General features: G+C 63.8%; 11 protein-coding genes and 1 rRNA gene. 11 read left to right on the plus strand and 1 reads right to left on the minus strand.

Going from position 1 to position 15,791, the window contains the following annotated elements:
• The first annotated feature begins 48 nt into the window (after positions 1-48).
• The 4 genes from AC1A0G_RS08445 to AC1A0G_RS08460 all read left to right on the plus strand — a co-directional run bounded on the left by AC1A0G_RS08445 (position 49) and on the right by AC1A0G_RS08460 (position 4,932).
• Positions 49-693, plus strand: coding sequence for a DUF3000 family protein (locus AC1A0G_RS08445; protein ID WP_476528887.1), 645 nt, complete (start codon positions 49-51; stop codon positions 691-693).
• The gene (locus AC1A0G_RS08450) at positions 690-1,979 is read left to right on the plus strand and encodes an HRDC domain-containing protein (RefSeq protein ID WP_476528889.1); all 1,290 of its coding nucleotides are present in this window, start codon (positions 690-692) and stop codon (positions 1,977-1,979) included. Before AC1A0G_RS08445 ends, AC1A0G_RS08450 begins: the two co-directional genes overlap by 4 nt.
• A gap of 54 nt (positions 1,980-2,033) precedes the next feature.
• Entirely contained in the window at positions 2,034-3,434 is a 1,401-nt protein-coding gene (gene tig, locus AC1A0G_RS08455; RefSeq protein ID WP_476528891.1) for a trigger factor, read from the plus strand.
• Positions 3,435-3,552: 118 nt separating this feature from the next.
• A complete protein-coding gene (locus AC1A0G_RS08460; RefSeq protein WP_476528893.1) occupies positions 3,553-4,932 on the plus strand; it encodes a chloride channel protein in 1,380 nt (459 codons plus the stop codon).
• Here the strand turns inward: AC1A0G_RS08460 and AC1A0G_RS08465 are convergent.
• Positions 4,914-5,582, minus strand: coding sequence for an alpha/beta hydrolase (locus AC1A0G_RS08465; protein WP_476528911.1), 669 nt, complete (start codon positions 5,580-5,582; stop codon positions 4,914-4,916). The genes AC1A0G_RS08460 and AC1A0G_RS08465 overlap by 19 nt on opposite strands.
• Before the next feature lie 252 nt (positions 5,583-5,834).
• On the opposite strand from AC1A0G_RS08465, the gene AC1A0G_RS08470 reads away from it, so the two are divergent.
• The 7 genes from AC1A0G_RS08470 to AC1A0G_RS08500 form a co-directional block, all read left to right on the plus strand.
• Positions 5,835-6,890: a tRNA (adenine-N1)-methyltransferase gene (locus tag AC1A0G_RS08470; RefSeq protein WP_476528895.1), complete on the plus strand. Its 1,056-nt coding sequence runs from the start codon at positions 5,835-5,837 to the stop codon at positions 6,888-6,890.
• Positions 6,891-7,019: 129 nt separating this feature from the next.
• Positions 7,020-7,577 carry a SixA phosphatase family protein gene (locus tag AC1A0G_RS08475; RefSeq protein ID WP_476528896.1) on the plus strand — a complete coding sequence of 186 codons (558 nt, stop codon included), beginning with the start codon at positions 7,020-7,022 and terminating at the stop codon, positions 7,575-7,577.
• A gap of 134 nt (positions 7,578-7,711) precedes the next feature.
• Complete coding sequence (metE, locus tag AC1A0G_RS08480; protein ID WP_476528898.1) at positions 7,712-10,015, plus strand: 5-methyltetrahydropteroyltriglutamate--homocysteine S-methyltransferase; 2,304 nt, start codon at positions 7,712-7,714, stop codon at positions 10,013-10,015.
• A 63-nt stretch (positions 10,016-10,078) separates the two neighbouring features.
• Entirely contained in the window at positions 10,079-10,924 is an 846-nt protein-coding gene (metF, locus tag AC1A0G_RS08485) for a methylenetetrahydrofolate reductase [NAD(P)H] (protein ID WP_476528900.1), read from the plus strand.
• A 122-nt stretch (positions 10,925-11,046) separates the two neighbouring features.
• Complete coding sequence (locus AC1A0G_RS08490; protein WP_476528902.1) at positions 11,047-14,178, plus strand: bifunctional [glutamine synthetase] adenylyltransferase/[glutamine synthetase]-adenylyl-L-tyrosine phosphorylase; 3,132 nt, start codon at positions 11,047-11,049, stop codon at positions 14,176-14,178.
• Between the two features lie 87 nt (positions 14,179-14,265).
• Entirely contained in the window at positions 14,266-15,120 is an 855-nt protein-coding gene (locus AC1A0G_RS08495; RefSeq protein ID WP_476528904.1) for an HAD family hydrolase, read from the plus strand.
• A gap of 597 nt (positions 15,121-15,717) precedes the next feature.
• A 16S ribosomal RNA gene (locus AC1A0G_RS08500) occupies positions 15,718-15,791 on the plus strand; the annotation flags it as partial.

Below are 15,791 nucleotides of genomic sequence, written 5' to 3' on the forward strand. Positions count from 1 at the left end.
TGCGTGCCGATGCAGCGCGAAGCGCCATCCATGCCGTAGCCTTGGATTATGGCTGAGATTTTCGCTTTTTCCTCGGCGGACGGTCAGACGGCGACGACGCCGCAACGCAAGGTCGCATCGTTCCCACGTCCGGACGGCATCCCCGATGAGGTGTGGCATGCCGTCGAATCGGTACGCGCGATGCGACGCGTGCTGGGCATGCGCTACTGCGAGATCCCCGTTCCCGAATCGGCGGCCGACTATGGCATCGGCGTGTCGCTGGCGTGTGTGGCCGACGACGCCGGCCGGCATGCCGCACAAGGCTGGGTCATGGTACTGTACCGGCACGATATTCCCCGGACATGGCGCTCCCGGTGGCGGTGCGTGGCCTATGCGGATCTGCCGGGGGGCGACGGCGCGGCGACTCCCGCCCGGTATTGGAACGACGTGCGCGGATATCTGAAACCGCCATCGTGCGCCGGGCTGAACGGCACGGTGACGCTCAAACAGGACACGACATTCCCCCCGACAGGCGATGCCGTCGGCACAACGGAGACCGACGGCCATGCCGGCAACGACGTCGGTTGCGAGTTGCGGGTATCATGGACGCCGCTTAACGATACCGAACATGGGTTGGACGCCGGCGAACAGATACGGCTGTGGGCACGGTTCATCCGATCCATGTCAGCGACCGAGGAGGAATCGTTCCGTTGACTGACGAGCCGAGACTGCAGGCTGAACCACGCGGCGGCGTGCCGGATGTCACTTCGACCATCGCCGGATACCGTACGGTATGCGAACGGTTCGCCGCGGCCTCGGGATCGCTGGCGGCCGACGCGGAACGCGCGTCGGGGTTCCGCTACAGCCACGAGGATTGGCTCATCCAGTTCAAGCGGGACGGCGCGGGCATCGCATTGCTCGATCCGGTCGCGCTGACCCTGCTCGGCGTCGACTGGAACGAATTCAACGATGCGGTCGGCGATGCGACGTGGATTCTGCATGATTCGCTGCAGGACCTTCCCGGATTCGCCGACCTCGGATTGCGGCCGTCGTCGCTGTTCGACACGGAGATCGCCGCACGGCTGCTCGGTCTGCACCGGTTCGGACTGGCGGCCGTCACCGAGCATTATCTGGGCATCACCCTCGCCAAGGAACATTCCGCGGCCGACTGGTCGTACCGTCCGCTGCCGCGCGACTGGCGCAATTACGCGGCGCTGGACGTCGAACTGCTCATCGAACTGGAACGACTCATGCGCGCCGACCTCAAGACCCATGGCAAGGAGCAGTGGGCCGAAGAGGAGTTCGCGTACGCGCTGGCCGAAGGAACCGGCCCCCGCAAAACGCATCCGGTGCCGTGGATGCGTATCTCGCATATCAGCCGGCTCAACCGCGACCTGCAGGGGCTGGCCGTCGCCAAGGCGTTGTGGGAGGAACGCGACCGGCTCGCCCGCCAATACGACATCTCGCCGGCGCTGCTGCTCGCCGACTCGTCGATCATCGAGGCGGCCGTGAAGAAGCCCCGCAACGCGCGCGAATTCCGTGCGATCCGTTCCCTGAACGAACGGGTGCGCATGAACACCGGCGGCGAACAGGACAAGATGTTCGAACGTTACGCGCCGATCCAGCGCAAGGTCAAGCCATCCGTATGGCGAGAGACGATCCGCCAGGCCCTTGCCTTGAAACCCGACCAGTGGCCGGTCATCCCCGCGCCGTCCCGAGACGAGGCCAACGGGGGAGGCGGCCCACGCTCGCTCAAGGTGTGGGAGGCTCGTCATCCCGAACGCTACAAGCGTCTGCAGCGCGTGCGCAAAGTCATCAACCAGATCGCCGAGGACACGCGTACGCCCCCCGAAATCATCGTCAAACCGCAGATCATCCGCAACCTGTGCTGGAGCGAGGACCCGCGCCGCATCGACGTCGCGGACTTCCTTTCAGCCCAGGGCGCACGCAACTGGCAGGTCCGGCTGGTTGCGGCGTCCGTGAGTAGGGTTATCATATAGAGGTTGCCCTTAGGGCAGAACTATGACAGTAACGACTTTTCAGGAGCGTCTAGCGTGAAGATCAGCGTCAGGAACCTCGAACCCACCAAGGTGAAGCTCACCATCACCGTCGAGCCGGAGGAGTTCAACCCCTTCCTCGATCAGGCCCGCAAGGAGATCGGCAAGCAGGTGAACGTCCCCGGCTTCCGTAAGGGTCACGTGCCCGGCAAGATCATCGACCAGCGCATCGGCTTTGCGGCCGTCGCCGGTGAGGCCGTGAACAACGGCGTGCCGGAACTCTACTCCCAGGCCCTCGACGAGAAGAAGATCCGTCCGATGGCCCAGCCGGAGATCGACGTGCAGGAAGTGCCGTCCTCCGCGAACGACGAGACCAAGCTCAAGTTCGTCGCCACCGTCGAGCGTCGTCCCGACATCGAGCTGCCGGCCCTCGAAGGCATGACCATCGACGTGGCCAAGCCGGAGGTCACCGACGAGGACGTCGCCAAGCGTCTCGAGACCCTGCGCCAGCGTTTTGGCACCCTCGTGGGCGTCGACCGTCCGGCCGGCAAGGGCGACTTCGCCAACATCGACCTGACCGCCGAGATCGACGGCGAGACCGTCGAATCCCAGGAGGGCGTGAGCTACGAGCTGGGTTCCAACACCATGCTCGACGGCCTCGATGAGGCGCTCGACGGCCTGTCCGCCGGTGAGGAGACCACCTTCGAAGGCACGCTGGAAGCCGGTGAGCACGAAGGCCAGAAGGCCCAGGTCAAGGTCAAGGTCAACACCGTAAAGGCTGAGGAGCTGCCGGAGCTGAACGACGATTTCGCCCAGGATGCCTCCGAGTTCGACACCCTTGACGAGCTCAAGGCCGACATCCGCAAGCAGATCGAGCAGGACGGCGAAGCCCGCCAGGCCACCGAAGCCCGCGACGCGTTCCTCGCCAAGCTGGCCGAGGGCCTCGAGATCCCGGTTCCGAAGGGCGTGAAGGAGGATGCCGTCAACGAGCACCTCAAGTCCCTGACCGCCGATCCGGAGAAGGCCACCGACGAGCAGAAGGCTCAGGCCGAGGAAGCCGCCGAGAAGGAGCTCAAGGATCAGATCCTGCTCGACACCCTCGCCGAGAAGCTCGACGTCAAGGTCTCCCAGTCCGACGTGTTCAACTTCCTCGCCTCCATCGCCCAGCAGTACGGCATGGACCCGAATGCGTTCATCAACGCGATCGTGAAGAACGGCCAGCTCGGTTCCGCCGTGGCCGAGGTCGGCCGTTCCAAGGGCCTGCTGGCCGGTATGCGTGCCGTGTCCTTCACCTCCGCCGGTGAGCCGCTCGATCTGAGCGCCTTCCTCGGTGAGGACGAGGCCGCTGAGGATGCCGCCGAGAACGAGAGCGTCGAGGCCGCGGCCACCGCTGCCGCCGTCGCCGACGAGCTCTCCGCCGAGAAGGCCGAGGAAGCCCCGGCCGAGAACGCCGAGTGAGCATAGCTCGATAGCGTGACAGTGCGCTGGCAAGGCTTGGAATCGCAAGGTTCCAAGCCTTTGTTGTTATATGTGCGTCCATGCGGTGATCGGTAAGACGATGCGCACGGATGACGGGATGGGATGGAAGATGGATTGGAAACGACTCGGCTGGATGACGGCGGCCACATTGGTACTCGGATCGATCATCGGCATCGGTGCGGGATTGCTGACCTTGCTGCTGTACGGCATTGAGCATCTCATGCTCGGATACATCGAAGGCGCGGCCATGCCCGGCCCGTTCGGTGTGCCGTCCGTCCGCCGCGCGATCTCGGTGACGGTCGGCTTGAGCATCGCCGGCGTGATCTGGTGGCTGCTGCGCACGAAGACCACGAAGGTGCCGTCCGTTAAGAAAGCCGTCGCCGGCGACCGTATGCCGCTCTGGCAGACGATCGTGCATGTCTGCCTGCAGATCTTCATCGTCGGCACCGGTGCGTCGATCGGCCGCGAAGTCGCGCCGCGCGAGCTGGGCGCGATGCTGGCGCAACGATTCTGCGACCTGTTCCGACTGGATGGTCTTGACCGTCGCGTCGTCGTCGCGGTCGCGGCCGGAGCCGGCTTGGGCGGCGTGTACAACGCGCCGTTCGCCGGCATGTTCTTCGCCGTGGAGATCCTGCTGGCCGATGTCGCGATCGAAAACGTCGCGTTCGGACTGGGCATGTCCGCGGTCGCGGCGTTCGTCGCGGCGAGCGTCAAAGGACGACACGTGTTCTACGACATCTCGCTCATGCAGAACGATCTGACGCCGACGATCATGCTGGCGGCGCTGCTGATCGGCGTGGCGTGCGGCGCGGCCGGCGCATGGTTCCGACGCGGCTCGCAATGGGCCGAATCGCATAAGCCTGCCGGCAAGGCGATCATGTGGCAGATGCCGCTTGCCGGCGTAATGACCGGTCTGATCGCCATTGTGGTGCCGCAGATCATGGGCAACGGCCGTGCCGCCGCACAGCTTGGATTCAGCACGGTGTCGCTGATGCAGGGCGCAGCTGCGGTGGTCGGCGCGGATACGGCGACCAACGCCGTGATCGTCGCGGAACAGTCTGCGTCAGCCGGAGAGTCGCCGGCATCGCCGTGGACGCTGCTTGGACTCGACTCCCGGCAGTCGCAGCTCGTCATCGTACTGCTGGTGCTCGCCGTCACGTTCATCGCCAAGGCCGCGGCCACGCTGCTCACCATCCGCTCAGGCGCGTCCGGCGGCGTGCTGCAGCCCGGCATCGCGCTCGGCTCCACGCTCGGCGCGATGATCGGCGTGCTGTGGACGATCACGTTCCCCGCGGATTCGGTCACTGCCTGCGCCCTTATCGGCGCCGCCGCGCTCCTGTCCGCATCCCAGCAGGCACCGCTCATGGCCATGTGCCTCGTACTGGAACTCACCGCCGCCCCCAGCGCGTTCTACGTCCCCGTCGCCTTGGGCGTCGCCGTCTCCGCGTTCCTCTCCCATCAGCTCCTGCGCAAGTAGGCCAGGAAGGACCGAATATCGGCGATCTCCTCATCGTTGATGGCGTGGGCCATGCCGGCATATTCGTGGAAGGTCAGATGTCCGGCGGCGCCTAGCACATCACGGGCTGTGCGCTGGTCGGCGAGGGGAATCGTACGGTCTTCGGAACCGTACGCCAGGAAGAATCGCGTGGGGGAGTCCAGCCGGGTTCCGCTCTCGCCCTTGAACGACGGGCTGAGCAGGATCGCCGCATCGAACAGATCAGGATGATCCCGGACGATACGGTACGACAGATATCCGCCCTGCGAGAATCCGACCAGTATCTTCTTTCGCTCCGCGAACAGCGCACAGTCGAGCAGATCGGCCACGGCCCTGCTGACGGCGGCGCATTCTCGCCGCCGCTCCTCGACCCCGCAGCCGTCCGGATACCAGTAGTTGCCGCCCATATACGGCCTCACGTAGGAGCCTCGGAACGACAGATAACTCGGACCGTCCGCGAGCTCGGCGATCGGTCCACCCACAGTCTCGCTATCAGCGCCGGCCTGTACGCCACGCTCCGCATACACCGCGTCGATGATCCGAACCATCTCGTTCTCGTCGTTGCCATACCCATGGAACATCACCAACAGCGGACCGCTGCCGCCGGTCTCAAGCTGACTCGTCATTCGCAAACGCATGATCATCACCTCCGCCAACGAGTGTAACGGATGAACCGGTTCCCGGGTTTTCTGCTGAAAAATCCCGGGAGCCGGGGGATGTGTGCTTTTTGACGGGGATGCACGGAATCATGCCGAATCGGCATGTTCGGTTTGTTTGAAAATGTGAGAATCCCAGTTCCCGGGATTGTTCGGTGTGATCCCGGGAACTGGGTATATTAGTATCTTCCTCACAGGGCCGATCAACAAGCACAAGGAGAGACAGTCATGCAGGAACGTCGCGGGGCGTTGCGCGCCGGCGAGAAGGTGCAGTTCACCGACCGCAAGGGCAAGAAGATCACCGACCAGCTGGTCGCCGGCGGCTCCACGCAGACCGAGCACGGACTGATCCTGCACGACGATGTGATCGGCCGTACGGAGGGCATCGTCGTGACGACCGTCACCGCGAAGCGCGAGGCGCAGGTCAACCAAGTGCATCCCGAGCGCGACGCCAACAAGCCGTGGAAGGCCGCCCGTGCGATTGGTGGCTGGGACTATGCGGTCATGCGTCCGAGACTGGCCGACTACGTACTGTCGATGCCGCGCGGCGCGCAGATCATGTACCCGAAGGACATCGCGCAGGTCATCCAGCTCGGCGACATCCGCAAAGGCCTGCACGTGCTCGAGTCGGGTGCCGGGTCGGGCGCGATGAGCGTCAACCTGCTCGACGCGGTGGGGGAGAGCGGCCACTTGACCACGATCGAGCTGCGCCCCGATTTCGCACGCGTGGCCGAGGCGAACGCAACCCTGTATTACGGCGAAAAGCCGGCATGGTGGGACCTGAAGACCGGCGACTTCGACTCGGTCGCCGCAACCCTGCCGGAGCATGAATACGATCGCATCATGCTTGACATGCTCGACCCGTGGAACCGTCTCGAACAGGCGTACCGCGTGATCGCCCCCGGCGGCGTGCTCGTCTGCTACATCACCACGACCACGCAGATGTCGCGTCTGGTCGAAGCGCTGCGCGACTCCGGCCGCTGGACCGAACCGGACATTCAGGAGACGTTGGAACGTAGTTGGAAGGCGCAGGGGCTGGCCGTGCGCCCCGACCACCAGATGATCGGCCACACCGGATTCCTCGTCGTCTCGCGCGCGATGGCGGAAGGCTTCGCGGCGCTCAAGAAACGCGACCGCGTCACCAAAGACACGACCACCGACATCGACTCGCTCACGGACGACGAACGCGCCGCGCAGCTCGAGGACCTCGAACTGCGCGACATCTCAGACCGCAAGCTGCGCAAGGTGCTGCGCGATCTGGACGCGCAGGTCTCGCACCTGTGACTGGGCGGTGACATGCTGTTTGTCGCATGAACCCAGATGCCGGGTGAATCCCGTGCAACACGCGGGCGGAAAGTTCACTTTCATCGGCCATAATTAGGGGCAGTTTTATCGCTTCACCGAAAGGGTGTCATGGCCGTGAAATTGGGCAAGATCGAGAAAAAGGCCGCATCATACGAGCATGTGCTCATCATCATGAGGCACGCGAAGGCCGAGCCGTTCGGAGAACACGGCGACCGTGACCGTCCGCTGTCCGGCAAGGGGCTCAAGCAGGCCAAGGCCGTGGGCAAGGGGCTGCTCGATCTGGGACTCGTGCCCAACCGCATCGCATGTTCGGGCGCATTGCGCACCCAGCAGACCTGCGCCAAGATGCTCAAGACCTTCGGCGACGTGCCCAAGGTCGACTACCGGCAGAGCCTGTACGACGGCGGTATCCAGGCCGTGCTCGACGAGCTCGCGCAGACCAAGGACAAGCATCGCGTGCTCATGGTGCTCGGCCACGAGCCGACCATGTCGATCGCCAGCCAATGGCTCGCCTCGCACGACTCCGACCCGGCGGTGCTCGACCTGCTCAACCTCGGCCTGTCCACCGCATCCATCGCGATCTTCGGCTCGAACAAACCGTTCAGCCAGTGGCAGCTGCACGACGCCGACCTGATCGCCGTCGTCACGCCCAACGATTTTGACTGATCGCGGTCGATGACGGTGCCGGAACATCGCTATAAGGCTTGTTTATAGCGACACCCAAGTTCGCCTGATGTCTTATGCCCGGCCGATCTGTGATAGGTTGGCCGGGTTGCAATTGTAAGATTTCAGGAGGAACCATGTCCGCTCTGACTTCCGTCTCCGGTTTCCCGCGTATCGGCCAGAACCGCGAACTGAAGAAGATCATCGAAGGTTACTGGAAGGGCGCCGCGTCGCTGGACGACGTCCGCGCCACCGCCAAGGAGCTGCGAGCCAAGCACTGGAAGCTGCAGGCCGCCGCCGGCGTCGACCTGATCCCCAGCAACGACTTCAGCTACTACGACCAGATGCTCGACACGGCGATCCTGCTCAACGTGATCCCGCAGCGCTACCAGCGTCTCGCCTTTGATAACCCGGAGGAGACGCTGTTCGCGATGGCCCGCGGCTATCAGGGCGACAAGGGCGATGTGACCGCCCTGCCGATGAAGAAGTGGTTCACCACCAACTACCACTACCTCGTGCCGGAGATCGAGCCGTCCACTGAGATCAAGCTCAACAGCACCAAGCCGTTCGACGAGTTCAACGAGGCCAAGGAGCTGGGCATCGACGCCAAGCCGGTGCTCATCGGCCCGTACACGTTCTTGAAGCTCGCCCGCAACGATCAGGCCGAAGAGATCGAGTATGACAAGGGCCTCGTGAACGCGGTAGCCGCCGTGTACGCCGAAGTGCTCGCCAAGTTCGCCGAGCTGGGCGCCGCATGGGTGCAGATCGACGAGCCGTACCTCGTGCTCGACAAGGAGCCGGGCGACGTCGAACTGTTCAAGACCCTGTACGCGAAGATCCTGCCCGCCCGCGACGGCAAGGTCAAGGTGCTGCTCAACACGTACTTCGGCCACATCGCCGACGTGTACGAGACCGTCAACCTGCTCGGCTTCGACGGCATCGGACTGGACCTCAACGAAGGCAAGGACGAGAACCTCGCCGCCGTCCAGCAGTACGGCGTGAACTCCGCGACGACGATCTTCGCCGGCGTGGTCAACGGTCGCAACATCTGGCGCAACAATTACGCCGTGAGCCTCGGACTGCTCGACGCGCTCAAGCAGGTCACGCCGAACGTGGCCGTGTCCACCGCGTCCTCCCTGCTGCACGTGCCGTTCAGCACCGAAGGCGAGACCGCGCTCGACCCGGCCGTGCTCAAGCACTTCGCGTTCGCCGTCGAGAAGGTCGGCGAACTGACCGAGATCGCCAAGCTGGCCGACGCCAGCGACGACGAGAAGAAGGCGTCCGCCGAGCTGGCCGCCAATCAGGCGCTGTTCGACGGCACCCGCGTCACACCCGATCAGGCCGTGGCCGATCGCATCGCCAAACTCACCGAGGCCGATTTCGTCCGCCAGCCGGCCCGCGCCGAGCGTCAGAAGGAACAGCGCGAAGCCCTCGGCCTGCCGCTGCTGCCGACCACCACGATCGGCTCCTTCCCGCAGACCAAGGAGATCCGCGCCGAACGTGCGCGCTTCCGTAAGGGCGAGATCACCAAGGACGAATACGACACGTTCATCAAGGGCCAGATCGACGCGTGCATCAAGCATCAGGAGGAGATCGGCCTTGACGTGCTCGTCCACGGCGAATTCGAGCGCAACGACATGGTCGAATACTTCGGCCAGAACCTCAACGGCTTCCTGTTCACCAAGAACGCGTGGGTGCAGTCCTACGGCACCCGCTGCGTCAAGCCTCCGATCGTGTGGGGCGACGTCTCGCGCGCCAAGCCGATCACCGTCGAATGGTCCGCGTACGCGCAGAGCCGCACCAACCATGTGATGAAGGGCATGCTCACCGGCCCGGTCACCATCCTCAACTGGTCCTGGCCGCGCGAGGACATCACCCACGAGCAGCAGACCCAGCAGCTCGCCCTCGCCATCCGCGATGAGGTGCTCGACCTCGAGACCGCCGGCATCAAGGTCATCCAGATCGACGAGGCCGCGCTGCGCGAGAAGCTGCCGCTCAGGAAGACCGACTGGCACAAGAAGTACCTCGACTGGGCCATCCCCGCGTTCCGTCTCGTGCACTCCGGCGTCAAGCCGACCACGCAGATCCACACGCACATGTGCTACTCGGAGTTCAACGACATCATCCGCGACATCGACGCGATGGACGCCGACGTGATCTCCTTCGAGGCATCCCGCGGCGATCTGGTCGTGCTCGACGCGATCCACGACGCGCATTTCGAGACCGAGGCCGGCCCGGGCGTCTACGACATCCACTCGCCGCGCATTCCGTCCGAAGCTGAGATCGAGGAGCGCATCTACGAGATCCTCAAGAAGATGGACGTTGAGAAGGTGTGGATCAACCCCGACTGCGGTCTGAAGACCCGTGGCAACGCCGAGACCTGGCCGAGCCTCGAGCATCTGGTCGCGGCCGCCAAGGCCGTGCGCGCCAAGCTCGCCTAAGCCACCGATCGCAACGGCTCCCCTCACACGAGGGGAGCCTCTTCATTCATAGGAGTATCAACCATGCACTCTCCGATGTTCTCGCTGGAAGTCTTCCCTCCGAAGCGAGACGCGCCGATCGGCACGATCTACGATGCGCTCGACGGGCTCGAAGGTCTTAAACCGGATTTCATCTCGGTCACCTACGGTCACGGCACCCACGCCGACCGCACCGCCACCGCGCGCATCGCCAACACGATCCGCAAGGACTACCAGATTCCCACGGTCGCGCACCTGACCGCCCTGTACTCGGACGAGGCGAAGATCGACGATGCACTCGACCTGTTCACCCAGGCCAAGGTCAGCGGCGTGCTCGCACTGCGCGGCGATTATCTCGACGGTCTCGAACCGGTCGGGGTCTTCCCGCACGCCAGCGATCTGGTCACCTACATCCGCGAACGTAAGCCCGATCTGAAGATCTACGCCGCATGCTATCCGGAAGGCCACGTCGAATCCGGATCGCTGGACGCCGATATCGCCCACCTGAAAACCAAGGTCGACGCCGGCGCATCGCACCTGATCTCCCAGCTGTTCTACGACAACGCCGACTTCTACCGCTTCCTCGACAAGGCGCGCGCGGCCGGCATCAACGTTCCGATCGAAGCGGGCATCATGCCGGTCACCTCCGCCAAATCGGTCTTGTCGATGGCCGCCAAGAACAACACGCGCATCCCCAAGGCCGTGTCCGCCATGCTCGACAAGTGGGGCGACGACCTGCCGTCGCTGCGTGCGGCCGGCATCAACTTCGCCGCCCAGCAGATCACCAACCTCGTCGCCAACGACGTGGACGGCATCCACCTGTACACGATGAACCGCCCCGGCACCGCACGGCACATCTGGCACAACGTGTCCACACTGTTCTCCAAGTGACGGCTGGCCGAAGCAATCATCCCGAACTCGGACACTGCGACGTCTGTCTGCGCATGCTTCCACGCACGTTTTCGCGCTTGCCGGCACGCGCCGAGGCAGACGTTGCAGTACATTGGGACAGTATGGATGCCACGCGAGAATTCAAAGTAGGTGCACGCGAACTGATCCACGCCGGACTGCAGGATCTCGACGCCGCACGGACGCAGTTCGACAAGCTCGCCACCGACGGGGTCGACGAGCCGCGGCTGCGCGAACTGCTGGTCGATCTGGAGAAGGCCTGCGATCCGGACATGGCATTGGGCAATCTGGTCGACGTCATCAACGCGCTGCAAAGCCAGGGCCGCACGCTGGACGAGATCCTGCCCGACGCGCAGGCGTTCGCCCGGCTCGTGGCCGTGCTCGGCGTATCCGATGCAATGGGCAAGCTCATGCGGTTCCGTCTCGATCTGGTCGAGGCCGCGGCCAGCGACGCCTGCAACTCACACCTGTTCAACCACGATCAGCGCCGCGCCCACGTGCTGGAGGCGGTCGGAGCCGATCCGAGCGAGACCAACGCACCCGTTGCCACGTTGAATCTCGCGGATGCCACCACCGCGCTGCGACGCACCTACCGCAAGCAGCTGGCCGCGATCATCGCACAGGACACGCTCGCCGACGATCCGATCGCCCTGCAGCCTCGCATCAGCGAGGAACTGTCCGACCTCGCCGACGCGGCGCTCGAAGGCGCGCTGGCCATCGCCCGGCATGAGGTCGACGGCAGCGAACACGTGCGCTTCACCATCATCGGCATGGGCAAGCTCGGCGCCCGCGAACTGAACTACGTGTCCGACGTGGACCTGATCTACGTCGTCGAACCGGCCGACCACGACGTCGATCATCAAACGCTCACCCGAATCGGCACCAAAATGGGCACGCTGCTGCAGCGCGTCTGCCAGTCCATCATCATGGGCGTGGCCGAACCGACCCTGTGGCAGATCGACGGCGGCCTGCGACCCGAAGGCAAGGACGGCCCGCTGGTGCGTACGCTCTCCTCGCATCAGGGCTACTACGAGCAGTGGGCGGAGAACTGGGAGTTCCAGGCGCTGCTCAAGGCGCGGCCCGTCGCCGGAGACAAGGATCTCGGCCAGGCGTACATGGACATGACCAGGCCGTTCGTGTGGACCGCGTCGAAACGCGACAATTTCGTGTACGACTGCCAGAAGATGCGCAAACGCGTCGAGGACCTCATCGCCGTGCCGCTCAAGGACCGCGAGATCAAACTCGGCCGCGGCGGCCTTCGCGACGTGGAATTCACCGTCCAGATGCTCCAGCTCGTGCACGGCCGCGCCGACGAAAGCCTGCGCACCGCGTCCACGCTCGAATCGCTGCAACGGCTCGCGGACGGCGGCTACGTGTCGCGCAAGCAGGCCGCGAAACTCTCATGGGACTACCGTTTCGAACGCGTGATGGAACACCGCCAGCAGATGTGGGCGCTCAAACGCACCCACCTGTTCCCCGATCTTGGCCCCGGCAGCATCGGCGGACTCGACCGCAAGCGCGACATCAGCGACGAGGCGCTCAACCAGAACCCCGAACTGCGCCGGCTCGCCCGTGCGTTCGGCATGCACCCCGAGGAACTCGTCAACAAATACGATGAGACCCGGCGCGAAGTCCGCCGTCTGCACATGGACATCTACTACCGGCCCATGCTGCCGATCGCCGCATCCACGGACGGCGACGGCGTCACCCTGTCCGAACAGGCCGCGCACGAACGGTTCGCGTCCATCGGATTCGCGGACACCGATGCGGCCATCCGCCACGTCCACGCACTGACCGCCGGCGTCTCGCGCGCCGCGAAAATCAACCGCATCATCCTGCCGGCCGTGCTCCAATGGCTCGGCCAGGGCCAGAACCCCGACATGGGTCTGCTCAACTGGCGCAAGCTCGAGGAGAACTTCGGCACCGACAGCGAATACCTCGGCTTCCTGCGTGACTCGACGTCGGCCGCGCAACGACTGTGCCACATCTTGTCCAATTCGCGCTTCCTCGGCGACGCGCTCAACAAATCCGTCGTCTCGGTCACCTGGCTGGGCGACGACGACCGTCTTCGCGCCCGTTCACGCGAGAGCCTCGACGTGCAGTGCGCGTCGTCGCTGGCCCGCAACGCCGGCAACATCAACGATTTCGCCACATCGATGCGTGCCATGCGCCGCCACGAGATCGAACGCATCGGCTTGGCGTGGATGAGCGGCGTGATGGACGACGCCGATTCGCTGCACGGCATGACCGACGTGTACGACGCGATCATCGACGCCTCGCTGACGTGGGCGATGCGCAACCAATGCCGTGAACTCGGTCTTCCGGAAGACCGGCCGCCGGTCGCCATGTCGGTCATCGCGATGGGTCGGTACGGCGGGCGCGAGGTCAACTTCAGCTCCGACGCCGACGTGATCATCATCTACCGGGCGAACGCCGCCGGCGATGGCGACGGTGGAGCAGCTCTTGACGAACAGTCCGCCAACCAGTTCGCGCGCAAGGTGTGCGAATCGCTGCGCCAGATCCTGCAGGGGCCGACCACTCTCGAACCGAAGATCGAACTCGACATGGACCTGCGACCCGAAGGCAAGAATGGCCCGCTCGTGCGATCCTACGAATCGTGCCGCGAATACTACGCCTCGTGGGCGAGCACCTGGGAGCATCAGGCGTTGCTGCGCGCGCGGTTCGCGGCCGGCGACCGTACGCTGGCCGAGGATTTCCTGCGCGAGATCGCGGACCCGCTGCGCTATCCGGTCAACGATCTGACCGACTCCGAACTGGGGGAGATCCGCAAGCTCAAAGCCCGCATGGAGGCCGAACGTCTGCCGCGCGGCGTGCGGCGCGACCGGCATCTCAAACTCGGCAAGGGAGGGCTGTCGGACATCGAATGGACCGTGCAGCTGCTGCAACTGCGCCACGCCGGCGACCATGCCGCGTTGCGGTTGAACTCCACGCTGGAGACGCTCGACGAGCTCGAACACATGAAGTACATCGAAGCGGCCGACGCGATGGTGCTGCGCAAGGCGTGGCGCATGTGCACGGCGGCCCGCAACGGCAACTACCTGTGGAGCGGGCGCGTCTCGCAGGCCGACATCCTGCCCGACGACATCTATTCGCTCGGCGGCATCGCCGTCTACCTTGGCTATGACGCGCACCGTGGCCAGCATTTCGAGAACGACCTGCTGTCGGCCATGCGCAAAGCGCGCGACGTGACGGAACGGCTGTTCTACGGCCGGTGACCGAGTGATCAGACACGTAAGGTCATAGGGTTATGTTCGATCGATCGTGACGGATGACGTTACGTTGCAAGGAAAGGTGAGATTACGATGAACGCAACGGCGACGGCCAAACTGGTATTTCTTGACATCGACGGCACGTTGGCGGACGAACGGCATGTCGTGCCGCAATCCGCGCAGGATGCGTGCCGCCAGGCGCAGCGCAACGGGCACAAGCTGTTCATCAGCACCGGCCGTTCCCTGCCGAAGATCGAACGCAGCATTCTCGATCTCGGATTCGACGGGGTCGTCTCCGTCGCCGGCGCTCAGGCGAACATCGGTGACCGCGTGCTGTTCCAGCATTTCGTCTCGCCCGAGGACATTGACCGGACGAACGAGTACTTCCGCCGCCACGGCATCGAGAACTACCAGTGGCAGGGCGCGGACGGCATGTACATTTCACGCGGCTACCTGCGCCACCTGCAGGAGACGAAGGGCTCGGTGTGGAATGCCGGCGAGTTCGCCCGCTATTGGCATGTGATGGACGAGATCGAAGTGCCGGAAGGCTCCACGCTCGGCCATATGATCCGTGCCAGCAAGGGATCGTATTTTTCCGGACCGAACCCGGATGTGACCTTCGAGGACGTGCGCCGCGACATGAGTCCGTGGTTCCAGCTGGTGCATGGCTCGTATGACAAGATCTCGCCGAACAACGGCGAACTGCTCATCAACGGCGTGGACAAGGGGACCGCGGTGCGTGACGTGGCGCGGCTGCTCGGCTACAACATCGCCGACACGATCGCGATAGGCGACAGCGACAATGATGCGGCGATGCTCAAGGCGGCCGGCACGAGCGTGGCGATGGGCAACGCGGTGCACGGGATCGAGGAGTTCTGCGATATGCAGACGACTGACATCCATGATGACGGTATTGCGAACGCGTTCCGTATGCTGGGGCTGATCTAGTCGGGATGATGACGGTCGGTATTCAGTGATGTCTGCATGAAGCGTGAAGTTCACGACCAGTGATTGAAGAGGCGGCTTCCCGATGGAAGCCGCCCCTTTGCGTATCTGAGAACGTGGTTCGGCGGAGCTTGGAATGATCTTGTCTCTGCGACACGCCGGTGTTGGGTGCTTTGTGGTGGTGTTGGGTATGGGTTGTGGTGGTTGCGTGGTGTGTTTTTGGGTTGTTTTTGGTGGTTGCGACACGCCGATGGTTGGTAGTGTTTGCAGTGGTTTTGGGGTGGTTGGTTGGGGTTGGGTTTGCGTTTGTGGTTGGGGTGGTGTAAGTTATTCACTCGCTGCCGCTGAGCGGTCCGGTTCCTCCGGTTGGTTGGTTTCCGGTGCCGGTTTGGTGTGTGGTGGTGGTTTGAGAACTCAAGAGCGTGTTTGTACTACTTCTTTATAGTCAATGATTGCCAGTCCAATCCTCGCCTTGGCTGTTTGGCCGGGGTCCCTGGGAGGGGTTAATGGGGGTTGGGGTTTTGTGAGGGATTCTTCCTTAAGAATCTTCTCGTCAATTAATGTTTTGAGAGTCATTCAATGGTTCTCTTCATGAAGTTTTTTGTGGAGGGTTCGATTCTGGCTCAGGATGAACGCTGGCGGCGTGCTTAACACATGCAAGTCGAACGGGATCC

Source organism: Bifidobacterium sp. LH_230, from assembly GCF_056357555.1.

Coding starts and splice junctions, on each gene's coding strand:
- AC1A0G_RS08445 (WP_476528887.1), top strand. CDS start 49: ATGGCTGAGATTTTCGCTTTTTCCTCGGCGGACGGTCAGACGGCGACG.
- AC1A0G_RS08460 (WP_476528893.1), top strand. CDS start 3,553: ATGGGATGGAAGATGGATTGGAAACGACTCGGCTGGATGACGGCGGCC.
- AC1A0G_RS08470 (WP_476528895.1), top strand. CDS start 5,835: ATGCAGGAACGTCGCGGGGCGTTGCGCGCCGGCGAGAAGGTGCAGTTC.
- AC1A0G_RS08475 (WP_476528896.1), top strand. CDS start 7,020: ATGGCCGTGAAATTGGGCAAGATCGAGAAAAAGGCCGCATCATACGAG.
- metE (WP_476528898.1), top strand. CDS start 7,712: ATGTCCGCTCTGACTTCCGTCTCCGGTTTCCCGCGTATCGGCCAGAAC.
- metF (WP_476528900.1), top strand. CDS start 10,079: ATGCACTCTCCGATGTTCTCGCTGGAAGTCTTCCCTCCGAAGCGAGAC.
- AC1A0G_RS08490 (WP_476528902.1), top strand. CDS start 11,047: ATGGATGCCACGCGAGAATTCAAAGTAGGTGCACGCGAACTGATCCAC.
- AC1A0G_RS08495 (WP_476528904.1), top strand. CDS start 14,266: ATGAACGCAACGGCGACGGCCAAACTGGTATTTCTTGACATCGACGGC.